The organism is Thiohalocapsa halophila (assembly GCF_016583825.1).
Taxonomy (GTDB): domain Bacteria; phylum Pseudomonadota; class Gammaproteobacteria; order Chromatiales; family Chromatiaceae; genus Thiohalocapsa; species Thiohalocapsa halophila.
This window is the reverse complement of sequence record NZ_NRRV01000025.1, coordinates 1-23690: the sequence shown is the minus strand read 5'-3', so window position 1 is coordinate 23690 and position 23690 is coordinate 1. Positions and strand designations below refer to the sequence as shown.

Genomic DNA, 23690 nt, shown 5'->3' with positions numbered 1-23690 from the left:
ATGCCGGAGATCAGTCGATTCTATGGAATCATTATCAAGCTCTTTTTCGGGGATCATCCACCACCCCATTTCCACGCTGTCTACGGTGAGTACGTTGCACTCTTCAACATCGATACGCTCGACATGATCGAGGGTGACTTACCGCCGCGAGCAAGAAAGCTCGTCGTCGAATGGGCGAGTACTTACCAGCAAGATCTCAAGCGCATGTGGATGAAGCAGCAGTTTCAAAAACTGCCACCGCTACAATGACAGCTAGTATCCCCAGGGTTCGCCACGTCATTCCGATAGAGGGCCACGTGCTGTTGGTCACCTTCGACAACGCTGTCATGAAACGCTATGACGTCCAGCGTCTGACAGATCGGGAAATGTTCGCGCCGCTCAAGAATCCGCATTTCTTTGAGACTGTCGCGGTGGAGCCGGGTGGCTACGCAGTCTCTTGGGGGCCCGACATCGACATAAGCGAGTACGAGCTATGGCAACACGGCATTACCGAGAGGGGCGGAGCCGGGCATGACGTGCCAGGCGGGGAAACAGCGAAGGGATGAGCCACCATCATGCATCGGTCCGCCCGGCGATGTCGCGAGGGCGTCAGCAACCCCGCCGCGCTCTCGGCTTGGCTCGAGGCATCGCGGCTGACCCGGAGGCAACAGCGACGCCCGCCGCCCCTGTCTTTAGCTTGAGAATGTGCGTCATCAGCGCCATTCCCGGCTACTGCCGTTGTACCGCCAGAGACCCTCGACCATGCCCGTGCTCGTCCGCCCCGCCGCCAAAGTCATCGCCGCAGCCGTTCTCAGTGGCCTTTCGCTCACGGGGTGTTACGACAAATGGGAGGTCCTATCGGTCACCGATATGACCTTCCCCGGCGACTGCCAGGTGGCGCGGGAGCACTTCGACCCCGCCGCCACCTCCGACAGCGTGCCGGGCTGGACCGGCGAGAGCGACGGCGACGACGTCTGTGCGACGGTCTACGTCAAAATTCTCGAATCCGACCCCACGGAGCCCTTGCCCGCCGGGCTCAGGGTCAACGTCACCTTCACGCAGGCGCCACAGGCGGGCGAAACGGTGCAGCGCAGTGCGTCCTATGTCATCACCGACCCGACAGCGGTCTCCAAGCTTCGGGTCGTCGGCTTCATGGCAGGCAGCGCGGAAGCCGCAGCCTGGGCCCGGCAGAATCCAGACGGCTTTGCACTGGAAATGGCGGGCGAAGACATCGCGCCGACGGAATGCAGGCTTCACCTGGAGCGCAGCGAAGTCGACTGCGGTTAAAGCGCAAGATAAGGTTACCGTCCCCGTAATGACTTAGGCCGGGTGGACAAGCGCAGCGCAGTCCACCCACTGCCAACCGGCGCTTAGCGTGCATAGCCGGGAGAAAGGTATCTTCCGCAAAGGCGCAAAGGACGCGAGCATCTTCTGGCCGCGCCGCGACACGACCTCCATGTGGCAAAATAAGGTTACCGTCCCCAGAATTTTGCCTGCAATTCTGGTCGCGGCTCTGTTGGCGGCCGGGTGTGGGCGGCAGTCGACGCCGGCGGCGGAACCGAGCCCGGCGACATCGAGCCCGGCGACATCGAGCCCGGCGGCACCAAGCCTGGTAGAGCTCACCATCGACGGGGCGCATGCGGCGCTGTCGCAGGGCCGCCTCAGCTGCGAGGGGCTGACGAGGGGTTATCTGGCCCGTATCCAGACCTTCGATCCGCCGCCCGAGCCCGGCGCGGATGCGGAGCAGCCGCCATCGCGCACGCAAGCGCCCGCCGCACCAGAGGCCGCAGACAACGGGCCTGTCGGCCGGCTCGAAGTGCCGGCATCGCCGGCCGATGCGCTGAACGCCATCATCGCCGTCAATCCCGAGGCCCTGGATCGGGCTCGGGCACTGGACGCGGAGCAGGCGCGCCTCGGGCGGCTGCGCACCCTGCACTGCATGCCAGTCATCCTGAAGGACAACTTCGATACCGCGGACATGCCCACCGAAGCGGGCTCCGCGGCCCTGGCGGGCACGGTGCCGCCGGACGATGCCTTCATGGTCCGCCAGCTGCGCGCCGCCGGGGCCATCGTGCTCGCCAAGGCGAACATGGGCGAATGGGCCTTCAGCCCCTACCGCACCATCAGCTCCACCCACGGCGAGACCCGCAACGCCTACGACCTCTCGCGGGTGCCGGCGGGCTCCAGCGGTGGTACGGCATCCGCCATCGCCGCGAGCCTCGGCATCATCGGCATGGGCACGGACACCGGCAACTCCATCCGCGGGCCGGCGTCGCACTCGGGCCTGGTGGGCATCCGCTCGACGCTGGGCGCCACCAGCCGCGACGGGATCCTGCCCTTACTGGCCAACCGCGACGTGGGCGGCCCCCTGATGCGGACCGTACGCGACACGGCCATTGTCTTCTCGGTGCTGGCGGGCCCGGACCCGGCGGACCCCATCACACAAGCCGCCCGCGGCCGTGCCCCGGACAACTACCGTGCCTTCCTGCGCAGCGACGGGCTGCGCGGCGCCCGTCTAGGCGTGCTCCGGGCGCTGGTGGACACCGACACCGCAGACCCGAAGGTGGTGGCGGTCTTCGAGCGCGCCTTGGCCGACCTCGAGCGCGCCGGCGCCACGCTGGTGGACCCCTTCACCATCCCGCGCTTCACAGCCCTCACGAACGCCACTGGCTTCTGTAGCCGCTTCCGCTACGACCTGGACCGCTATCTGATAAGCCTAGGGCCTGCGGCACCTGTGCGCTCGCTGGACGCCATCGTCGCCGCGGGCCTGTTCTTGCCGCGCCACGCGGGCGCCATGCAATGGGCCATGTCCGTCGACGCTGCGCCCGCCAAGCAAGAGCCACCCTGTGTCGACGTGCAGGGCGACCCGCGTCGGCGCGCGCTGCTGCAAGGCGTCGTCTCGGCCATGGACCAAACCGGGGTGGACGCCATCCTCTACCCAACCTGGACCAACCCGCCAGGGCGCATCGGCGACGACGACAGCCCCCGCGGCAACAACAGCCCCGTCATCGCCCCGCACAGCGGCCAGCCCGCCATCACGGTGCCCATGGGCCACACCGTCTCCGGGCTGCCCCTCGGCCTGCAACTGCTGGCACGCCCCTTCGACGAGGCCAAGCTGTTCCAGTACGCCTACGCCTATGAGCAGGCGACCCGCCATCGCCGACCACCGCCGGGCTTCGGGCCTTTGCCGCATCCGCCCTCGCAGCCCGCGGCAAGGGTGCCCGGCCACCGCTGACAGGGACGCACGCCGGCACCGCGCCCGGCGGCGCCGCTCGTCGCCGGGACCGCGCGGCGGGCGTTATTTCCATCCTGCGTGAAAGAACCTAAGTCCGGCCCGGGTCTCTAACGAGCGATAACACCAGAAAGACCTAGTGCGAATCTGTGTTTCTCGCTGGCTTTCCGTGTTATCAAGGCAGATGTAGCGACGGGACTTGCATGCCGAGCCCACCCGGGCTCACCCGACGTGACCACTGCTGGAAGTGACCACTCAGTTTTTCATACAGAGGCAAAGACCATGTCCAAGAAGACCATCACCCCCGTTGCCGCCATCGTTGGTGCCGCCCTTGCCGGCGGCCTGGGCACCGCCCACGCCGCCGCCACCGACCTGTCCGCGGACGAGCTGTTCAGCGCCACCGAGCTCAACGGCGGCTACATGCAGCTGGCCGGCTCCGAGGGTAAGTGCGGCGAAGGCAAGTGTGGCGAAGGCAAGTGCGGCGACGACAAGGGTGAAGGCGAAGGCAAGTGCGGCGAGGGCAAGTGCGGCGGCGAGGGCTGATCCAGTCACCGAGACTCCCATCGCGGAGACCCGCTAAGCGGCTGGCGCTGATCTCCAGCGCCGCCGCGGCCGGGCCCGGGCAGCCCCGGGCTCGGCCCCTCCCCCACCGGCCAACGAGCCCTTCGCCATGCACGTACCAAGCTATCCGGTCCGCGGCGCCGGTCTCGGACTACGGCGGGAATTCCTCACTGAGGCCGCCGAGCAGCCACCGCCTGCAGCGAGCTTCTACGAAGTGGCGCCGGAGAACTGGATCGGCGTCGGCGGGCGCTTCGGGCGCCTGTTTCGGTCCATGACCGAGCGCTATCCCTTTGTCTGTCACGGGCTGTCGCTGTCCATTGGCTCCCCGGCGGCGTTGGACGAGGCCTTCGTACAGCGCGTGAAGACGTTTCTGGACACCCACCAGATCCGCGCCTACACCGAGCACCTGAGCTACACCTCAGACGACGGCCAGCTCTACGACCTGATGCCCATCCCCTTCACGGAGGACGCCGTCCACTACGTGGCCGAGCGGGTGCGCCGGGTACAGGACATCCTGGAGCGGCGCATCGCGCTGGAGAACGTCTCCTACTACGCGGCGCCGGGCCAAGCACTGCGCGAGATCGATTTCCTCAACGCGGTACTGACGGAGGCGGACTGCGACCTCCTGCTGGACGTGAACAACATCTACGTCAACAGCATCAACCACGGCTATGACGCCGTCGAATTCTTGGAAGCCCTGCCCGCCGAGCGGGTGGTCTACTGCCACGTGGCCGGGCACTATGTCGAGGCCCCGGACCTGCGTGTCGACACCCACGGGGCCGATGTCATCGACCCGGTCTGGAGCCTGCTGGACCATGCCTACCAGCGCTTCGGCGTCTTCCCGACGCTGCTGGAGCGGGATTTCAACATCCCGCCGCTGGATCAGCTGAACGCCGAGGTGGCTCAAATCGCTACCATCCAGGCGCGCCATCAGCCCGCCGCGGACCTGGAGGTGGTGCATGCCTGAGCAGGCAGCCACGCAAGCACCGGCAGAGGACTTCAGCGCCGTTCAGCGCGCGTTCGCGGCCCACATCCGCGACCCCGAGCACCGCGCGCGCCCGGCGGACGTCGAAGACCGGCGCATGGCCATCTATCGTGACCTCGTCTTCAACAATATCGCCGGGTTGCTCGCCTCCGGCTTCCCGGTTCTGCGCCGCACCCTGCCGGATGACCAGTGGCGCGCCTTGATCCGGGACTTCATGGTGCACCACCGGGCGGCGACGCCCCTGTTTCTGGAAATCTCCCAGGAGTTCCTGGACTACCTCGGCACCACCCGTGCGCAGCAGACCACGGACGACCCGCCCTATCTGTTGGAGCTGGCCCATTACGAGTGGGTCGAGCTGGCCCTGAGCGTCAGTGACGACGAGCCCGACCCGAGCCATGCCAACCCCAACGGCGATCTGCTGGACGACAGCCCCGTGGTCTCGCCGCTGGCATGGAGCCTGAGCTATCGTTTCCCGGTGCACCGCATCGGCCCCGAGCTTCAGCCCGACGCGCCCGGCGAACAGCCGACGCATCTGGTGGTGTACCGAAACCGCGCCGAGCGCATCGAGTTCCTCGAGATCAACGCCGTCACGCAACGCCTGCTCGCCCTGCTGGAAGACGAGACTCCGCGCACCGGCCGCGAGGCCATGCAGGTCATCGCCGCCGAGCTCGGCCATCCGGAGCCGGACAAGGTCATCGCCGCCGGCGCCCGCATGCTCACCGACCTGCGCCGCCGCGATGTCATCCTCGGCACCCGCTGGCCCCGCTCGGGCAACGAAGACTGAGCATGAAGCCGGCATAGTCGCGTTAGCGCAGCCAAGCCCGTCGCGGCAAGGATGCCGCTCCCACATGCCGAAGCCGCTGCGAGAGCGGCCTCTGGCCGCGACGATGCCCCGACAGCACCGCCAAGCCCGTCGCGGCAAGGATGCCGCTCCCACATACCGAAGCCGCTGTGGGAGCGGCCTCTGGCCGCGACGATGCCGAAGCCGCTGTGGGAGCGGCCTCTGGCCGCGACGATGCCCCGACAGCACCGCCAGGCCCGTCGCGGCAAGGATGCCGCTCCCACATGCCGAAGCCGCTGTGGGAGCGGCCTCTGGCCGCGACGATGCCCCGCCAGCACTGCCAAACCCGTCGCGGCAAGGATGCCGCTCCCACATGCCGAAGCCGCCGTGGGAGCGGCCTCTGGCCGCGACGATGCCCCGCCAGCACTGCCAAGCCCGTCGCGGCAAGGATGCCGCTCCCACATGCCGAAGCCGCTGTGGGAGCGGCCTCTGGCCGCGACGCTGTGCCGGCTGCACTGCCAGGCCCGTCGCGGCAGGGATGCCGCTCCCACATGCCGAAGCCGCTGTGGGAGCGGCCTCTGGCCGCGACGCTGTGCCGGCTGCACTGCCAGGCCCGTCGCGGCAAGGATGCCGCTCCCACATGCCGAAGCCGCTGTGGAAGCGGCCTCTGGCCGCGACGATACCCCGACAGCACTGCCAAGGCCGTCGCGGCAGGGATGCCGCTCCCACATGCCGAAGCCGCTGTGGGATCGGCCTCTGGCCGCGACGCTGTGCCGACAGCACTGCCAGGCCCGTCGCGGCAGGGATGCCGCTCCCACATGCCGAAGCCGCTGTGGGAGCGGCCTCTGGCCGCGACGATGCCCCGACAGCACCGCCAGGCCCGTCGCGGCAAGGATGCCGCTCGCACATGCCGAAGCCGCTGTGGGAGCGGCCTCTGGCCGCGACGATACCCCGACAGCACTGCCAGGCCCGTCGCGGCAGGGATGCCGCTCCCACATGCCGAAGCCGCTGTGGGAGCGGCCTCTGGCCGCGACGATGCGCTGACAGCACTGCCAGGCCCGTCGCGGCAGGGATGCCGCTCCCACATGCCGCAGCTGCTGTGGGAGCGGCCTCTGGCCGCGACGATACCCCGACAGCACTGCCAAGGCCGTCGCGGCAAGGATGCCGCTCCCACAGCGGCGAATCGGCCCGTGGGAGCGGCCTCTGTCAGCGTCATCCGGCGAGATAAATGCGGTGTCCGACCGGTCTCTGCTTGAGAATCTACGCCAAATAGCTCTCAAGACGAGGACTCGATTGATGATCACGCTGTTGAACAAGCTCCAGGACCTGCTCGACGCCACGCGCGCCGCGGACTTTCTCGGCCCGCTGGCGCTCCGTCTCTATCTGGCGCCCATCTTCTGGGTGGCGGGCACCAACAAGGTCGCCGGCTTCGAGAGCACCGTTGCCTGGTTCGGCAACCCGGACTGGGGACTCGGCCTGCCCTTTCCGACCCTGATGGCGGCATTGGCGGCAGGCACCGAGGTCATCGGCGCCCTGTTTCTGCTGGTGGGCTTTGCGGTGCGCTGGATCAGCATCCCGCTCATGGTCACCATGCTGGTGGCCATCCTGAGCGTGCACCTGCAAAACGGCTGGCAGGCCATTGCGGACTCCAGCGCCGCCTTCGCCTCACCCCTGCTCGGCGTCTTCCAGCTCGAGGACGCAGGCCCCGCCGGCGAGCGCCTGTCGGCCGCCAAAGAGATCCTGCGCGAGCACGGCAACTACGACTGGCTAACGGAGACAGGTAGCTTCGTGGTGCTGAACAATGGCATCGAGTTCGCCGCCACCTATTTCATCATGCTGCTGGTGCTGTTCTTCATCGGTGCCGGCCGCTACCTGAGCGTCGACCACTGGCTGGCCCGGCGCTTTCGCACCGGCGCCTGAGCGGCGAAGGGCGCACTGCCGTCGGGGCGGACATTGACCAGCCCGCCGGCAGCCGTCAGGTGAACAGCGTCAGCACGCCGGTGTAGCCGTAGAGGCGGTCGCGGAAGATCTCGCCGTTGGCGTAGAAGCCCACCAGCGGGAAGTCGCCGAGCTCGTCGCGAATCTGCTTGAGCTCCTCGGAGTCGTCACCGAACAGGTTGGCACCGCGGCCCAGGCAGGAGACATAGACGCCGCCCCGGGGCGGACCGCTGAGCCGGGATTTGAGATTGGACAGCATGCGGCTCAGGTCCTCTCGGGCCGTGGCGGCATCGCGGCGGCAGAACATGATCTCCTGCCCCTGCTCCACCAGGTCGCCAATACCGAGCAGCTTGCGCTCGGTATCTACGCCGACGAGGTTGCGCACCAGATAGTCGCCCGTATCCGACCCAGGAATGGGCAGCCCGGCGAAGATGTAGCCGCCGACCCGAGACAAATCCCGCGCCAGGACTTCGCCGATGTCCTCGTTGAAGACCTCCAGCGCCGGGCGGTTGTCGAGGCGCGCCAGCACGTTGCGCTCGGACTCGGTGATGACGTGGTGCGGGCCGATGGGTGAGCAGCCCTGGGTCAGATTGGTCTGGATGCCGACGGCGTCCGAGAACATCACCCCTGCCACGCCGCCGTCTGCGGACATGTCTGCCACTACTCGCGCGTTCTCTCGGGCGCTGGCGAGCCCGCCCACCAGGAAGCCTGTGGCGGTGCGCTCAGCGAGGCCGCTCACCAGGGACTCGGTCAGCGGGTTCGCGGGGTCGCCGTGCACCAGGCCGATGAAGGGGCCGATAAAAGGCTTGCCATCTGCCCCGAGCCACTCCGCGAGCATGTCGTCCAGCACGGCGGCGTCCTTCACCACCGGCTGAAAGACGCGAAAGGCATCCTCCGGGATGTCCGCCAGCATCGCGGCGATGGCCGGCTGCTCGTAGTATTCGACACCGGTGGCGCAGATGCCGATGCCGACCGCCCCCACCCAGTGCTCGCTGCCCGTAACCTCACGCAGCCGGGCGATCACGGTATCGAGGTGCGCGCTCACGGGGTCGGTGACATAGACGAAGCCGAGGCTGCCCTGCGCGCCGGCAAGGCCGTCGGCCACCTGCGCGAGTGCGGCCTCCCAAGCGTCAGCGGCGGCATGGGCGTAGCGGAATGGCGTCATGGCGGCACCTTCAGGGGTGGTTGGTGGGGATGGGCGCGAAATGCGCTCAGCTCAACGCCCGCAGAATCCGCTCGGGCGGGTTGAGGGCTCGTGATATCGCGGACAGGAGCGAGTTTCGACGGGCGAGGTTCGAGGAAGAGAAGGCATATCAGCAGGTTCTTGGCGCGGCAAACCGACAATCCGGCGTGCGATGGGTATACCTCTGAGCCGAGTCACTCCCGGCTCCTGGTCGCGAAGCTCCGGCTTCGCGACCCCAGCGGCGAAGCTCTGCTTCGCGAGCCCGGCGAGTGCGACGACGCCTCCCGTCATCATCCACGCCCTCGCGCGCGGCCGCTCAGCGACGGCAAGCAGAGCTTGCGGCGCGGCGTCGCGAAGCAGAGCTTCGCGACGAGGACCGAGGACCTTGGATTCCTGGTCCGTGGCCCCTCATCCCTGATTCCTGCTTCCTGGCTCCTGATCCATGACTCCCGGCCCCTGGTCGCGAAGCTCCGGCTTCGCGACCCCAGCGGCGAAGCTCTGCTTCGCGAGCCCGGCGAGTGCGACGACGCCTCCCGTCTCATCCACGGCCTCGCGCGCGGCCGCTCAGCGACGGCAAGCAGAGCTTGCGGCGCGGCGTCGCGAAGCAGAGCTTCGCGACGAGGACCGAGGACGTTTTGGATTCCTGGTCCGCGGCTCCTGGTCCCTCGTCCCTGATTCCTGCTTCCTGGCTCCTGATCCATGGCTCCTGATCCATGGCTCCTGATGCGCGACTCCTGACTCCCGGCTCCTGGTCGCGAAGCTCCGGCTTCGCGACCCCAGCGGCGAAGCTCCGCTTCGCGAGCCCGGCGAGTGCGACGACGCCTCCCGTCTCATCCACGGCCTCGCGCGCGGCCGCTCAGCGACGGCAAGCAGAGCTTGCGGCGCGGCGTCGCGAAGCAGAGCTTCGCGACGAGGACCGAGGACGTTGGATTCCTGGTCCGTGGCCCCTGGTCCCTCGTCCCTCGTCCCTGATTCCTGCTTCCTGGCTCCGGATCCCTCGTCCCTGACTCCTGCTTCCTGGCTCCGGATCCCTGGCTCCTGATGCGTGACTGCTGACTCCCGGCTCCTGGTGGCGAAGCTCCGGCTTCGCGACCCCAGCGGCGAAGCTCTGCTTCGCGAGCCCGGCGAGTGCGACGACGCCTCCCGTCATCATCCAGGGCCTCGCGCGCGGCCGCTCAGCGACGGCAAGCAGAGCTTGCGGCGCGGCGTCGCGAAGCAGAGCTTCGCGACGAGGACCGAGGACGTGGGCTCAGGGCCGTTGCCGATAGCCGGCGGCACGCCGACGGTCCCAGCGCGGGCGTCGACACTAGCCGTGCCTCACACCTCCGCGAGGTCGCCCTTCTCTTGCAGCCAGGCCCGACGATCGGCGGAGCGCTTTTTGGCCAGCAGCATGTCCATCAAGGTGCCGCTCTCATCGCCGGGTTCAACCGTGAGCTGCACCAGCCGACGGGTGTCCGGGTGGATGGTGGTCTCGCGCAGCTGGGCCGGGTTCATCTCGCCGAGACCCTTGAAGCGCTGCACGCTGACCTTGCCCTTGAGCTTCTCGGCGGCGATGCGGTCCAGAACCCCCTGGCGCTCATCGTCGTCCAAGGCATAAAACACCTGCTTGCCGACGTCGATGCGATACAGCGGCGGCATGGCCACATACACATGCCCCTCCGCCACCAGCCGCGGAAAGTGGCGATAGAACAGCGCGCACAGCAGCGTTGCGATATGGGCGCCGTCGGAGTCCGCATCCGCCAGGATGCAGATCTTGCCGAAGCGCAAGCGGGTCAGGTCGTCGCTGCCCGGGTCCACGCCGATGGCGACGGCGATGTCATGCACCTCCTGGGAGCCCAGCACCTCCGCCGGGTCCACCTCCCAGGTGTTCAGGATCTTGCCCCGCAGCGGCATGATGGCCTGGAACTCCCGGTCGCGGGCCTGCTTGGCGGAGCCGCCGGCGGAGTCGCCCTCCACCAGGAACAGCTCGCTGCGCTCCGGGTCCGTGCTGGTGCAGTCGGCGAGCTTGCCGGGCAATGCCGGGCCCTGGGTGATCTTTTTGCGCGTGACCTTGCGCCCCGCCCGCAGCCTGGCCTGGGCGCCGGCGATGGCGAGCTCGGCAATGCGCTCGGCATCCGCCACATGCTCGTTCAGCCAGAGGCTGAAGGCGTCTTTGACCACCCCCGAGACAAAGGCCGCGCACTCCCGCGACGACAACCGCTCCTTGGTCTGCCCGGAGAACTGGGGCTCCGCCAGCTTCACGGACAAAATCCAGCTCGCCCGCGCCCAAACATCCTCCGGCGTCAGCTTGACCCCGCGCGGCAGCAGATTGCGGAACTCGCAGAACTCGCGCACGGCCTCTGTCAGGCCGGTGCGCAGGCCGTTCACGTGGGTGCCGCCCTGCACCGTCGGGATCAGGTTCACGTAGCTCTCGGTGACCGGGTCGCCGTCCTCCGGCAGCCAGGTAACCGCCCAGGCGGCGGCTTCCGTCTGCCCCTCCATGGTGCCAACGAAGGGCGGAGCGGGCACCGTCGGCACATCCGTCAGCGCCTGCTGCAGATAGTCCTTGAGCCCGTCTTGGTAGCACCAGGTCTGCTCCTCGCCGCTCGCCTCGTCGCGAAAGCGCACCGTCAGCCCGGGGCAGAGCACCGCCTTGGCCCGCAGCAGGTGGGTCAGCTGGCGGGCGGAGAACTTGGGGCTGTCGAAGTAGGACGAATCCGGCCAGAAGTGCAGCCGGGTGCCGCTGTTGCCGCGCCCAACGCTGCCGACCTCCTCCAGGTCTGTACGCTTGTGGCCGTCGGCGAAGGCCATGTTGTATTCCTTGCCACCGCGCTTGATCCAGACCTCCAGATGCTTGGACAGCGCATTCACCACCGACACGCCGACGCCGTGCAAGCCGCCGGCGAAGCGGTAGCTGTTGGCGTTGAACTTGCCGCCCGCATGCAGCTTGGTCAGGATCACCTCAACGCCCGGCAGCCCCTGCTGGGGGTGGATGTCCACGGGCATGCCGCGGCCGTCGTCGGCAACCTCGCAGGAGCCGTCGGCGAACAGGGTCACGTCGATGCACGTGGCATGGCCGGCCAGCGCCTCGTCGACGCTGTTGTCGATGACCTCCTGCGCCAGATGGTTCGGGCGGCTGGTGTCGGTATACATGCCCGGGCGCTTGCGCACCGGGTCGAGGCCGCTCAGGACCTCGATGGCAGAGGCGTCATAGGTGCCTTTCATCGGCGGGGCAATACTCCTGAAGACAGTGCGGCGCCCGCGCCGCTGAAACTGGGCAAGCATTCCACTCCCGCCCCAAACGCGGGCGACCTTAGAGCGCCGCGTCGGGTTAGGCTGCGCTGACCCGACCGACGTCGGATGCTTGCCCAGCCGCCACTGTTTCGGCGACGGCGGGAGCGCGGAAATTGACCGCAAAAACCCGCCTAAGCTACCGTAACCACGTCCAACCGCACAAACCGCACATGAGCAACAACGCCGCCACAGACGACAACGCAGCGCCGACGCCAGACCCGGACGCAGCCGAGCCCGCCGCCATCACTGAGCCGCCGCAGTTCGAGCGCGCCATGGAGGAGCTGGAAGCCCTGGTGGACCGGCTGGAGGGCGAAGACCTCACCCTGGAGGAATCGCTCCTGGTGTTCGAGCGCGGCATCGGCCTCACCCGCGCCTGCCAACAAGCCCTCGATGCTGCCGAGCAGCGCGTGCGCATCCTCACCGAGCAGTCGGAGACGGCGGCGCCGGAGCCCTTCGGTACCAATCCCGGCGAATGAGACCGGCGAACGCGCCCGGCGGTTGACACGGACGCCGAGGCGCAACCGCACCCGCCCGCCGCACACAAGATCCCAACGTCTCCCCCCGAACAACCCATGAGCAAAGACCCACTCGGCCCGCTGATGGCGCAGTGCCGCGAGCGCATCGAAGCGGTGCTCGACGCCCGGCTGCCGCCCGCCGACGCCTCGCCGGAGCGCCTGCACGCGGCCATGCGCTACGCGGTGCTCGGCAGCGGCAAGCGCGTGCGCCCCATTCTCGCCTACGCCGCCGCTCAGGCCACCGGCGTGCCCTGGGAGCGCATCGACGCCGCCGCCGCGGCATTGGAGCTGATCCACGCATCATCCCTGGTGCATGACGACCTACCGGCGCTGGACGACGACGACCTGCGCCGCGGCCAACCCACTTGCCACAAGGCCTTCGATGACGCCACCGCGCTGCTCGCCGGTGACGCCCTACAGACGCTGGCCTTCGAGGTGCTAGCCGCCGATGAGCACAACCCGCCCGCCGCACGCGTGCGCATGGTCGCACGGCTCGCACAAGCGGCGGGCGCCGCCGGCATGCTGGGCGGCCAGGCGCTGGACCTCGCCTCCGAAGGCCAACAGCTCGACCTGGACGCACTCAAGGACATCCACCGCCACAAGACCGGCGCGCTGATCCGCGCCGCCGTCGCCATGGCGGCCATTGCGGCCGAAGAGTCCGCGCAGCAGCCGGCCGATGCCGCAGACAACGCCCAGACCCCAGCCCAAACCGCGGCCATGGACCACTACGCCGCCTGCATCGGGCTCGCCTTCCAGATACAGGACGACCTGCTGGACGTCGAGGGCGACACCGCCGTCATCGGCAAGACCAGCGGCGCCGATGCGGCCCACCACAAGGCCACCTACCCGTCCCTGCTCGGCGTCGAGGCCGCCCATGCCGCCGCCGCAGAGCTAGTGACCTCGGCACTCGCCGCGTTGCATGACTTCGGCGCGGGCGCAGACCCGCTGCGCTGGATCGCAGGCTACATCATCCACCGCGACCGCTGAGCGGCCGGCGTCCCGACGCTAACCCGGCGCTAACCCAGCGACAACCCAGCGCCGCACCCGCTGCAACCGCGGCCGAGCGCATTTGCCCTACCGGACGCGATCCCCGATAATCGGGACATCATGCAAGTGCCGGTCCCCGCGGACAATATCCACACGGGATACCCGTTTTCTTTAACGCGTTCCGCGCACACCTCCTCGCCATCAGTTAGAACGCACCAGCCGCCGGTGCCCCCAAGCGGGGATTCCCGTTGAGGATGCAATCAATGGATTCCAGGCTCTCCACAGCCACGACCACCACCGCCATCGCTGACGTCCAGGGCAGCGCCGACAGCCGGCGGATTGCCATCGACAAGGTTGGCATCAAGGACATCCGCCACCCGGTCCGCATCAAAGACCGCAGCGGCCATGAGCAGCACACGGTGGCGACCTTCAATATGTTCGTGTACCTGCCGCACAACTTCAAAGGGACCCACATGTCGCGCTTCGTCGCCATTCTTAATGGCCACGAAGACGAGATCGGCGTGGCCACCTTCAAGCAAATGCTCACGGAGATGGCGCAGCGGCTGGAGTCGAACGCCGGCCATATCGAGATGCGCTTCCCGTTCTTCGTCAAGAAGCGGGCGCCGGTCAGCGGCGTCCCGAGCCTCATGGACTACGACGTCACCTTGATCGGCGAGATTCGCGATGGCAAGCCGCAAATGTCCATCAAGGCCGTGGTCCCGGTCACCAGCCTTTGTCCGTGCTCGAAAGAGATCTCGGACTACGGCGCCCACAACCAGCGCTCCCACATCACCGTGCAAGCTCGCACCCGCGGCTTTCTGTGGATCGAAGAGCTGATCGAAATGGTAGAAGCGGAGGCCTCCTGCGAACTCTACGGGCTCCTAAAGCGCACCGACGAGAAGCACGTCACCGAGCGCGCCTACGACAACCCCAAGTTCGTCGAAGACACCGTCCGCGACGTCGCCAAGCGCCTCAACGAGGACGAGCGCATCAACGCCTATGTGGTGGAAGCCGAGAACTTCGAGTCCATTCACAACCACTCGGCTTATGCGCTGATCGAGCGGGATAAAGAGGCGGGCTTCAACTGACCGAACAGCTCAGAAGCATGTAGGGTGGACAAGCGAAGCGCAGTCCACCCAGCCTCGCACACACCGGCCGGGGTCAATCTCGCTATCGCCTGTTCACCCGAACAGTCGCGCCGGCAATGGATGCCGACGCCGGACGGCAAGTGAGTGACCGAAGACCAGCCGAACGGATACGCCCCTGGTGGACTACGCTTCGCTTGTCCAGCCTAGGCAGTTCGCACCTCCCGCTTGGGCGCAGCGATGATCAACGCTCTGAGCTGGACAATGCCGTTACGACCTCAGCGACGAAAGCGGCAGCATCGCGCGCTGCCCGATCGGCATCGACATCAAACTCGGTAACAATGCGTGTTGTCAGCGCGTCCATCGACTCAACGCCGTTGCGGATTTCATCGATGACGAATGCGCCGACTGGCGAGACTGACAGCACTTGGTGCTGATCAATATCCAGAATCACGGCGGTGCCGTCCGGCAACGCCGTCTCACTAAGGGTTGGATTCTCTAACAGCGAACGCGCTCTGGAAATTGCGTCTGAGCTCATCTCTGGCGTTCAATGCGGATATGTTGCGCGGAGGTATAGTGGTGTCGATCTTGTCCCGCCGAACGTTCGCCCGACACATTGACGCCACCGACCGTTACCCAGGCATGCCCCACGGCCAAGGATCCGGCGTCGTGACCTGACCTAAATCCAATATGCAACAGCACGTCCGGTCGATCTGACACTAGAGCGCTCAACACCAAAGCCCGTACCAGGCAAGTATCGTCTTTTCGCCGGAGCCGGGCCAGGTGTCGACTCGCCCTAAGCGACGCACAACGGGCCACCCCAGGCTCCAATCGGCAGGGCAGCCACGGAAGCCGTGACATTGTCTCCACGACAGCAGTGAGCTTGTGTCCGTTGAGCACGCGTTGGGCATACCTTGCCAGCCGCAGAGCCGCTACAAAAACCACAACATCCCCAACCGACTTGCCACACTTAGGCGTCTGCGGTGCCGGATCAGGCACAGAGTGGCTTAGCGCGACACTCTCCCTTCCCATTCATGCTCAGGTCATCAGCCTTCGGTGTTGTTGTGGCCACACTCGCGGGCGAAGTAGGCATCTCAGGTGTCGCCACGGCGACGCCTAGCCCGGTGACCCTCACGTAGACTGAGAATCACTACTCCGTCGCCACTTCACCACCAATACACCGGGAATGGCAAACAGGAGAAGCATCAACGGAGAGGCGACCGGGACTTCCCCTGTGAGCTGGAAAGCCGTGTCAGCGCCAAAGATATCGAGCCAGGTATTGGCGGGAAAACTAATCGGAGGATTCGTTGCGCTCGCACCAGATCCGAGTCTGCCCAACGCTGGGCTGCCGGAGCGGGAATTCGTATACTGCCATGATAGCCCATCGACGTCAGAGGAATTAACAGACACGCTGATCCAATAATCGACACCTGGCAGGAGGGAATAATAAGGGCTGGTGAGGCCCAGAATCCATTGCATGCCCGAGGGCGGAGCAGACGGCACGCCGGTCAGACCGGAGACGTTGCCCGAGGTGAGCACTGCTCCGGGCTCGCCGGCGCCGTCACTGTAGAGCGCGTAGCTCACGTCGAGCTCAGTTGGGTTGCCCCCTGCGACCGTCCAAAAAGTTAGCCCGGTCAATACATACAACTCCGAGACGCTGAAGTCGTCAGCAACGGTGACCTGATCGCCGGCAGGCGTCACCAGTAGGGCACCCTGCCTCTGGTTGGCAGGACCATTGTTGAAGATGGTGACGGGGGAGCCGGAGGCGGCAAACGACGGTACAAGCCCGGCGATTGCGATCAGGAGAATTCTGGAGATCTGTAGCATGGTTCAAGTTTCGCCTGAGGGGTTTTACAGGTGCTGCCGCACAGGAAGGGGTTTTAGTTCTTCTAGCAACATACGGGCCAATCTTAGCAAGTGCCTGACTGGCAAGCTCAAGCTGCTGCGACCTCTCCTGCGCAGATCTGCTTGGTTGCGCCGAGTGTAAAGTTTGGAAAACACCTCAGCCGCAGGTGCGCTAGTCAGTTACACAGTAGCACGTTCCGCTTACCGTCGCGATCGGCCGACTAAGGGAATAATACGGACACCGGAAGGCTTGATCAGCACACACCGTGGTCTGCACAAGCGGGCGCAGCCAACGGAGACGTTTCAACAAAGCCCAAGGCGCGCGGATCGCGGCGATTGTGCGGTTGACGACCCTGCGCGGCCTAGCCGGCTCGGATATCCGTCAGCAGTGTTTGGAGCGTACGCACGGGACTCTCGATAAGCCCGTTAGAGACCCTTACCCGAAATGCTGGGAGAGCCGTCGCGAGCATCTTGGCCGTGCGCAGCGCAGCAGAGTCAGGAGCCAGCCGGCTAAATGCAAGGCGGGAGCTCGCGCCGATCAGGGCGGACAGCGCTTGTGCCTGGGAGGCCGGTGTCACGCGAGTCTGCTCATTGCGGTCCTGGGCATCGAGCAAAAGCAGGTGGGTCGGGGCAGAACATGCCTGAAAGTGCCCCGGCGCCGCGAGTCGCGACAACACTAGCTTGCCGGTCGGGGTTGTGGCCCCGTCTTGCAGCAGCCGCTGCAGCGAGTGTGGCAGCAGGCTAGCTGTATCAGGCAAAAAAGACGCATCGGCACGATTCGGATAGACCAGCACCCGCTCGTCTGCGACGCCCGGTGCAACGAGCAGCGAATCATCCGAGATCAGCCGACCTCCCGACGCGACCGCTGCGGCTGATAAAGACGATTTGCCCGCTCCTGAGTCTGCCACGGCGATGACTGACGCCGAGCCGAGCGCGAAGCAGGCGCCGTGAAGGAAGAAGCCGCCCTGCTGCTCCAACAGGTAGCAAGCGGCTGCGTCTATGACCCCGCCGACAGCAGGCGCACTGCAGAGGCTCACCTCGACCCGGGCCTGCCCGCGCAGTACCCTGCCCCAGCCGTCAAGGTAGTAGGTAACCCCGCTCGTGCCTGAGCTTGAGCAATAAACGCTCTCCTGGGCGGTTAGCGACGACGCCAGGCTTTCACACAGGTCGGATCGCGAAGAGACGCGGGACACGTCCACGGTGCCCCTGCCGGGGGATTTGGACATGGCGACAGTAGGCGCGAACCGGCGGAGCACGCCGGTGACTTGGCTTGCCTGCAAGCCACCAAAATCAACCCGCAGACGGTCTGCGATTGTACACGTCAACATAACGGGACTGCCGGAGAGCAGGCCCGGGCAGTCTCATCAGTGGCCCCCCCCGGAACTAGGTGATGACAGTACTCGAGCCGCCAAGACCATCGTCACCCGCCGGGGGAAAGGACGCTAGGATGGCTTTATGAAGGGGCTCGACGGTCAGCGTAGGTTCTTCGTAGACTCGACGCTGCAAGCTGTCCTTCGGATCAGCTGCCGGGACACCGGTCACATTACTCTCAGCATTGGACTTCATAACAACCTCTCTAAGGGCTCGGCTTTGTTGCGGTGGTTTTTACCTCTAAGGCATTTCCCTGTCAAGCTTCAGGCGCCAACCATCCCACGGCTTAGCGCGTCTGCGCCTGGCCGGCGCTTGGGTGCGACCCGGTTACAAGCCATACAGGCGTAAAGACCGCTCGCTGAAGGCCAAGCTTTTTCTGAGTCTCTCAGTTTTTGAGTCGGCGCCGGCTGCATCGAGCAGCTGTCGGAGCACTTCCGGGCGGACGACTTCCTGTTGGAGCAAGTGCCAAGAGCTCGCGTCGCCCAGTCCGCGCGGCAGGTCAGGGTCCGCCGCATAGGCTTGGTCCACCAGTTTGTAGAGGGACCATGGCGGCGGCGCCCCGAGCGCCAACGCGGCACAGCGACGCAGCAGGTCCTTGGGGTGGCGCCCGCCGGTCAGCAGCCGCGCCGGCACGCGGAAGCCGAATTCTGTCACGCGCCGATGCATAAACGGGGTGCTCAGCTCCAAGCCGTAGCGCTCCCCCAACTGCTCGACGCGCTCGACGCCCACGCCGATGGCATACAGGCGAAGGTTGAGCCATTTTTGCCCGCGCCCAAACCCCTCGTAGCTGTACAGCCGGTCGAGCCTGGCGTCGATGGCGGCGGAGAGGTCGTGCCATCGTGGCTCCAGCCAATAGGGTGCGCCCCGGCCCCGGTGCCGCAGTCTGTGCAGCAGGGAGCCAGGCGGTGCAGCGGCAGTACGCAGGAAGCGCAGCGCACTGCTCAGCCTGCCGGCAGGCCTTGCCCCGTACGCCCGATAACGCAGGGCGTCGACGAGCAGCGCGGCCAGGTTACCTCGGCGCAGCAGATCCGCCGCATACGTGGCCGAGGCATGCAGCCATGCCTCGACACCAAAGCCTGTCGCATGGCAGGACATCCCGTCGGCCCGTGCCGCCTCGCCGATCAGGTCCATGGTGTGCAGTGTAGCGACCTGCGGCAACCGATCCACCTGTCTGCTATGGGCCTCTGCGTAGGCCGAGGCCTTGACGCGTGCGGCGTCGATGAACTTGGCGGACGTCCCTGTTTGGCTCATCAGTCGCCGTACGACTTCTCGCTCGTCACTCGCCGACCCACCATGGAAGAGGGTGTATGCGCGGAAATCGGCCCGAGTGCTGCCGGCCCGATGCGCCACCGCCCACAACGCACCAGAGTCATAGCCGCTGCTGAGCGAGAAGGCCGTGCTCCGCGGCAGCGTATCGACGCAAACGGACAGCACATCTAGGAGTGCCGCGGGTAGCTCAGCAGCTTGGTCAGCGGAAAAGCGCTGCTCCGCCGGGGGCGACCAGTATGCTCCCTCCACGGCGACCGACGGGCCCTGCAACGCGAAGCGATAAAGATCCGGCGCAAGAAGCCGATCGATACCCACGTATTCCGTGCGGTCTAAGGCCAGAACAGGTCCGCCGGCGAGAAGCCCCTCGACGACCCGTTCCAAATCCAGGCGCTGGGCGATACCGGCACCGGCAGCAACCTGTCGCATTTCGCTGGCGAGTACGATCAGCTCCCGCTGCTGAGCCATGTACAACGGGCGCGTCATAGACAGGCTGAGTGCGGCGTAGGCCAGATCACGCCGCCGGTCGTACACCCAGACGCCAAAATCTCCGTCCAGCTCGCTGAGGCAGCGGCTGCCTACGGCCCGCCAGCGCTGGGCCACCCGCTCGGCGGACGGCATGCGGTACGGATCGGCATCCTTGGCCGCTGGATCGTAGACCCGCCCCTGGCAGGCCACCACCAGGGCGTCATCGGCATACAAGGTGCTCTCATCCTGGCGCGCCTGAATGCCGACGGATGCACCCGGCAGATGCAGGAGCTGCAGGCGGCCGCGGTAGGGCGACCTTGCCGCCATGCGCTCCAGGCGCTCCTCGCGCTGCGGCGCGGGCTCGGCGCTGATGACGATTAGGACACTCCCCATGGACTCGGACCCTTCTGTTCGAGGCGGGACAGGCGACGCCCCGAGGATAAGCGCGGTGACTGGCGGCGGCGAAGGGCCTCTGCATGCGCCCGGGTTGCAGACATTCGGATCAGAGGCGCCTTGCTAGGTGGTCTGACGGAACGGGCCGAGAAAGCGCCGCAGGAAACCCGCGTGGCGCGGGGCTTGCTCTTCGGCACAGCGCTCCGAGCGCTTGAATCGATGCGGAAACGGCTGCTCTGGGACCGCCAGCCCGAGGAAGCCGCACAAGCGCAGCCAAGCATCCGGCCGACTCACGTCCAACTGCAACAGCTTGCCGGAGCGCCCGGCGAAGTGGCGTTGGGCACCATCGCGGTGCGTGCGAAAGGCGCGCCGGCAGCCGGCGGTGTCGAAGGCCGGCGTGCCGTACAAGTCGCGATGCAGCTGCGCCGAGAACGGGTCCAGCCCGCCGGCGGCAAACTGATCCGCAAAGGACTCCAGCCAGGCGTCGATATCGCGGACGGTAAGGATGAACTTGGCATCCGGATAGCGCTCGTCCAGCTGCGGGTAGATGCGCGCGATGGGGGTGTCGGCGAAGGCGTCGTGGCGCTCGAAGAAGTCCCAGTCGATGTCGATGCCGCCGTCCGCGGTGTAGCGAAAGGCGTGCTTGGTGGCGTACCAGTGCACGGCATCGAAGCCGAGGATGCGCAGGGCCTCGGTGAGGCTGGTGGTGCCGGTCTTGGAGAGGCCGATGCAGAAGATTTTCATCGCACAGCGGCCTGGGCTTGGGCTCGGGTTTGGCGGGCTTCGAGGTCTTCCCAGCGGGCATAGTCGGCGGCGAGCTGATCTTCCAGCTCCGCCAGGCGGCCCTGCACGGCGGTCACCTCGGCGCCGCCGTCTCGGTATAGCGCCGGATCTGCAAGGCGCTGCTGCAGCTCGGTCTGCTCGGCTTCCAGCTGCTCGATGCGCGCGGGCAGCTCGCTCAGCTCCCGCTGGTCTTTGTAGCTCAGCTTTTTGGGTGTCGCCGGGGCCGCGGCGGCTGCGGGCTTGCGCGCCCCCGCCGGCTTCGCGGCCTGGGATGCGCCGGCAGGCTGGACAGCCGGCGCGGCCGGGCGCTGGCGCAGCCAGTCCGACCAGCCACCGACGTACTCGCGCACCCTGCCCTCGCCCTCCAGCACCAGGCTGGAGGTGACGACATTGTCCAGCAGCTCCCGGTCGTGGCTCACCAGCAGCAGGGTGCCGTCGAAGGCCGCGAGCATTTCTTCCAGCAGCTCCAGGGTCTCGACATCCAGGTCGTTGGTGGGCTCGTCCATCACCAGCAGGTTGGCGGGCTGGGTGAAGAGCCGCGCCAGCAGCAGGCGGTTGCGCTCGCCGCCGGAGAGTGCGGAGACCGGCTGCTGCGCGCGCTCCGGCGCGAACAGGAAATCTTTCAGATAGGAGAGCACATGGATGCGGCGCCCGCCTGCCTCGACCATGTCGCTGCCGCCGGCGACGTTGTCGCGCACGCTGCGATTGGGGTCGAGCTGGGCGCGCAGCTGGTCGAAGTAGGCAATCTGCAGATTGGTGCCGAGGCGGATCTTGCCGGCGTCGGGCTGCAGCTCGCCCAGCAGCAGCTTGAGCAAGGTGGACTTGCCGGCGCCGTTGGGGCCGATGATGCCGACGCGGTCGCCGCGCAGAATCAGGGTGTCGAGGCCGTCGATGACCGGCTTGTCGGCGCCTGCTTCGCCATAGCCGAAGCGCACGCCCTCGGCCTCTACCACCAGCTTGCCGCTGCGCTCGCCGGTGTCTAGGCGCAGGCGGGCGTTGCCCGGTCCGGTGCGGCGCTCGCGGCGCTCGGCCCGCATGGCCTCCAGCTCGCGCACGCGGCCCTCGTTGCGGGTCCGCCTGGCCTTGATGCCCTGGCGAATCCAAACCTCTTCTTCTGCGAGCTTCTTGTCGAAGCGCGCTTGTGCCTGGGCCTCCGCATGATCCCGCTCGGCACGGCGGCGCAGGTAGTTGTCGTAGTCGCCCGGCCAGTCGGTGAGGCTGCCGCGGTCCAGCTCCAGGATGCGCGTCGCGAGCCGGCGCAGGAAGCGGCGGTCGTGGGTGATGAACAGGATGCTGCCACCGAAGCCCAGCAGAAATTCCTCCAGCCACTCGATGGTGTTCACATCCAGGTGGTTGGTGGGCTCGTCGAGCAGCAGCAGGTCCGGCTCCGACACCAGCGCCCGCGCCAGCATGACGCGCCGGCGCAGCCCCCCCGAGAGCACCGCGTAGGGGGCCTCGGCATCCAAGGCGAGGCGGCTGATGACGCGCTCCGCGCGCTGCTCGATGGCCCAGCCGCCCTCTGCGTCCAGGCGCTGCTGCACGGCGGCGAGCCGCGCCAGGTCGGCCTCGGCGGGGTCAGTGCTGGTGGCCAGCACATGACTCAGGTGCAGGTACTCGGCGGCTGCCGCGCCGAGGGAGCCGAGGCCGTCCATGACCACATCCAGCACGCGCTCGCCCGCGCCCGCGGGCGCCTCCTGTGCCAGGCGGGCGATACGCACACCGTCGCCGCGGCGCACCTCCCCGGCATCCGGCTGGACGTCGCCGGCGATGATGCGCAACAGTGTGGACTTGCCGGTGCCGTTGCGCCCGAGCAGGCACACCCGCTCCGCAGGCCCGATGGTCAAGTCGACGCCGTCGAGCAGATTGGGCGCGCCGTAGGAGAGCACGACGGATTGCAGGGAAAGCAATGGCATGGCGTTTTGCGGCCGCTGACGGCACCCCGGCGGGCGCGCCAACGGCTGGGTGAAATCGTTTACACTTCAGAAATTCTCACCGATCCGGCATTGTACAGCGCGAGGTTTGCTAACCCCTATGGTGAAGTCCGTGACACTGCGCGAGGCCTGGTCCGGCGAGGCCGACTGCCGCAACTGTGCGTTGCGCACCTCGGCGCTGTTCGCCGGGCTGACCGAGAAGGATTTCGACCTCATCCACGACCCCATCGATCAGTTCAATCTCAAGCCCGGCACCGCCTTGTACAAGACGGGCGACGTCGGCGACTACATGTATACCGTACGCGCCGGTGCCATCAAGCTGGTGCAGTATCTGCCGGACGGCAGCCAGCGCATCGTGCGCATCGTCCGGGGCACGGATGTGCTCGGGCTTGAGGCGCTGCTCGACGACGGCTACCACCACGACGCCATCGCCCTGCAGCGCTCCGAGGTCTGCCGCTTCCCCACCCGGGTGGTGCGTAGCCTCAGCCAAGACAACCCGCAGCTGCACCGTGAGCTCATGGCGCGCTGGCAGCGGGCACTCAACGAGGCCGACGCCTGGCTCACCGAGCTCTCCACCGGCTCCGCCCGGCAGCGCGTCGCGCGCCTGTTGCTGCGCCTGGTGCGCGACCGCGAGTCCAGCGAATGCGAGCTCTTCAGCCGCGAAGACATGGGCGCCATGCTCGGCATCACCACCGAGACCGCCAGCCGCACCATCGCCGGCTTCAAGCGCGAGAGCCTCTTGGTGGAATCCCGCCCCAACAACTTCATCCTGGATATCCCGAACCTGCGCCGCCTCGCCGAGGACTAGCGTCCGTCCTGCTCGCAGGGCCGAGCCTTAGGCCGTTGTGCCCGCGTCCCGAAGCCGGCACTTCGCAACCGGGATGGCGCGAGCACCAAGTGCCGAGCCGGCCCCGTGGGAGCGGCATCCCTGCCGCGACTCTTGTGCGAGCGCCATTCCTGCCGCGACTGTTGTGGGAGCGGCATCCTTGCCGCGACTCCCGTGGCAGCGGCATCCTTGCCGCGACTCCCGTGGCAGCGGCATCCTTGCCGCGACGAGGCGCCATCGGCAGCGCCAACCCCGTCGCGGCCAGAGGCCGCTCCCACAGTGCCCCCC

Annotated in this window: 21 protein-coding genes; 12 read left to right on the top strand and 9 right to left on the bottom strand. The window is 66.9% G+C overall.

Going from position 1 to position 23690, the window contains the following annotated elements; genetic code table 11:
• The 8 genes from CKO31_RS11880 to CKO31_RS11845 all read left to right on the top strand — a co-directional run bounded on the left by CKO31_RS11880 (position 1) and on the right by CKO31_RS11845 (position 7458).
• Positions 1-249, top strand: coding sequence for a DUF4160 domain-containing protein (locus CKO31_RS11880; protein WP_200237535.1), 249 nt, complete (start codon positions 1-3; stop codon positions 247-249).
• On the top strand, positions 171-545 hold the full coding sequence (locus CKO31_RS11875) for a DUF2442 domain-containing protein (protein ID WP_306341732.1): 375 nt from the start codon (positions 171-173) through the stop codon (positions 543-545). Before CKO31_RS11880 ends, CKO31_RS11875 begins: the two co-directional genes overlap by 79 nt.
• Before the next feature lie 196 nt (positions 546-741).
• Entirely contained in the window at positions 742-1266 is a 525-nt protein-coding gene (locus tag CKO31_RS11870) for a hypothetical protein (protein ID WP_200237528.1), read from the top strand.
• Between the two features lie 202 nt (positions 1267-1468).
• On the top strand, positions 1469-3214 hold the full coding sequence (locus tag CKO31_RS11865) for an amidase family protein (protein ID WP_242475316.1): 1746 nt from the start codon (positions 1469-1471) through the stop codon (positions 3212-3214).
• Between the two features lie 279 nt (positions 3215-3493).
• Positions 3494-3754 carry an HvfA family oxazolone/thioamide-modified RiPP metallophore gene (locus CKO31_RS11860; protein WP_200237523.1) on the top strand — a complete coding sequence of 87 codons (261 nt, stop codon included), beginning with the start codon at positions 3494-3496 and terminating at the stop codon, positions 3752-3754.
• 127 nt (positions 3755-3881) lie between these two features.
• On the top strand, positions 3882-4739 hold the full coding sequence (locus tag CKO31_RS11855; protein ID WP_200237521.1) for an HvfB family MNIO-type RiPP peptide maturase: 858 nt from the start codon (positions 3882-3884) through the stop codon (positions 4737-4739).
• Positions 4732-5541 (top strand): HvfC family RiPP maturation protein, encoded by an 810-nt coding sequence (locus tag CKO31_RS11850; RefSeq protein WP_200237518.1) that lies wholly within the window; start codon positions 4732-4734, stop codon positions 5539-5541. Before CKO31_RS11855 ends, CKO31_RS11850 begins: the two co-directional genes overlap by 8 nt.
• Before the next feature lie 1293 nt (positions 5542-6834).
• Positions 6835-7458 (top strand): HvfX family Cu-binding RiPP maturation protein, encoded by a 624-nt coding sequence (locus CKO31_RS11845; RefSeq protein WP_200237516.1) that lies wholly within the window; start codon positions 6835-6837, stop codon positions 7456-7458.
• Between the two features lie 55 nt (positions 7459-7513).
• Here CKO31_RS11845 and CKO31_RS11840 read toward each other — a convergent pair whose 3' ends face one another.
• Complete coding sequence (locus CKO31_RS11840) at positions 7514-8641, bottom strand: FIST signal transduction protein (RefSeq protein WP_200237514.1); 1128 nt, start codon at positions 8639-8641, stop codon at positions 7514-7516.
• Positions 8642-9976: 1335 nt separating this feature from the next.
• Positions 9977-11863, bottom strand: coding sequence for a DNA topoisomerase IV subunit B (parE, locus tag CKO31_RS11835; RefSeq protein ID WP_200237512.1), 1887 nt, complete (start codon positions 11861-11863; stop codon positions 9977-9979).
• 239 nt (positions 11864-12102) lie between these two features.
• Here parE and CKO31_RS11830 point away from each other — a divergent pair, with 239 nt between their 5' ends.
• The 3 genes from CKO31_RS11830 (at position 12103) to folE2 (ending at position 14522) form a co-directional block, all read left to right on the top strand.
• On the top strand, positions 12103-12408 hold the full coding sequence (locus CKO31_RS11830; protein WP_200237509.1) for an exodeoxyribonuclease VII small subunit: 306 nt from the start codon (positions 12103-12105) through the stop codon (positions 12406-12408).
• Between the two features lie 96 nt (positions 12409-12504).
• Positions 12505-13434, top strand: a complete 930-nt coding sequence (locus CKO31_RS11825) for a polyprenyl synthetase family protein (protein ID WP_200237506.1) — start codon at positions 12505-12507, stop codon at positions 13432-13434.
• A 263-nt stretch (positions 13435-13697) separates the two neighbouring features.
• The gene (folE2, locus tag CKO31_RS11820) at positions 13698-14522 is read left to right on the top strand and encodes a GTP cyclohydrolase FolE2 (RefSeq protein ID WP_200237505.1); all 825 of its coding nucleotides are present in this window, start codon (positions 13698-13700) and stop codon (positions 14520-14522) included.
• Between the two features lie 241 nt (positions 14523-14763).
• Here folE2 and CKO31_RS11815 read toward each other — a convergent pair whose 3' ends face one another.
• The 7 genes from CKO31_RS11815 to CKO31_RS11785 form a co-directional block, all read right to left on the bottom strand.
• The gene (locus CKO31_RS11815) at positions 14764-15057 is read right to left on the bottom strand and encodes a PqqD family peptide modification chaperone (RefSeq protein WP_200237502.1); all 294 of its coding nucleotides are present in this window, start codon (positions 15055-15057) and stop codon (positions 14764-14766) included.
• Positions 15054-15380 (bottom strand): lasso peptide biosynthesis protein, encoded by a 327-nt coding sequence (locus CKO31_RS27655; RefSeq protein WP_369075128.1) that lies wholly within the window; start codon positions 15378-15380, stop codon positions 15054-15056. The genes CKO31_RS11815 and CKO31_RS27655 overlap by 4 nt, the downstream gene beginning before the upstream one ends.
• 270 nt (positions 15381-15650) lie before the next feature.
• Positions 15651-16346 carry a hypothetical protein gene (locus CKO31_RS11805; protein WP_200237497.1) on the bottom strand — a complete coding sequence of 232 codons (696 nt, stop codon included), beginning with the start codon at positions 16344-16346 and terminating at the stop codon, positions 15651-15653.
• 380 nt (positions 16347-16726) lie between these two features.
• On the bottom strand, positions 16727-17590 hold the full coding sequence (locus CKO31_RS11800; protein ID WP_200237494.1) for a hypothetical protein: 864 nt from the start codon (positions 17588-17590) through the stop codon (positions 16727-16729).
• Between the two features lie 472 nt (positions 17591-18062).
• Positions 18063-19622, bottom strand: coding sequence for an asparagine synthase-related protein (locus tag CKO31_RS11795; protein ID WP_200237492.1), 1560 nt, complete (start codon positions 19620-19622; stop codon positions 18063-18065).
• A 363-nt stretch (positions 19623-19985) separates the two neighbouring features.
• Positions 19986-20606: a sulfotransferase family protein gene (locus tag CKO31_RS11790; protein WP_200237464.1), complete on the bottom strand. Its 621-nt coding sequence runs from the start codon at positions 20604-20606 to the stop codon at positions 19986-19988.
• Positions 20603-22558 carry an ATP-binding cassette domain-containing protein gene (locus CKO31_RS11785; protein WP_200237462.1) on the bottom strand — a complete coding sequence of 652 codons (1956 nt, stop codon included), beginning with the start codon at positions 22556-22558 and terminating at the stop codon, positions 20603-20605. The genes CKO31_RS11790 and CKO31_RS11785 overlap by 4 nt, the downstream gene beginning before the upstream one ends.
• A 118-nt stretch (positions 22559-22676) precedes the next feature.
• On the opposite strand from CKO31_RS11785, the gene CKO31_RS11780 reads away from it, so the two are divergent.
• Complete coding sequence (locus tag CKO31_RS11780; RefSeq protein ID WP_200237459.1) at positions 22677-23384, top strand: Crp/Fnr family transcriptional regulator; 708 nt, start codon at positions 22677-22679, stop codon at positions 23382-23384.
• Positions 23385-23690 lie beyond the last annotated feature (306 nt).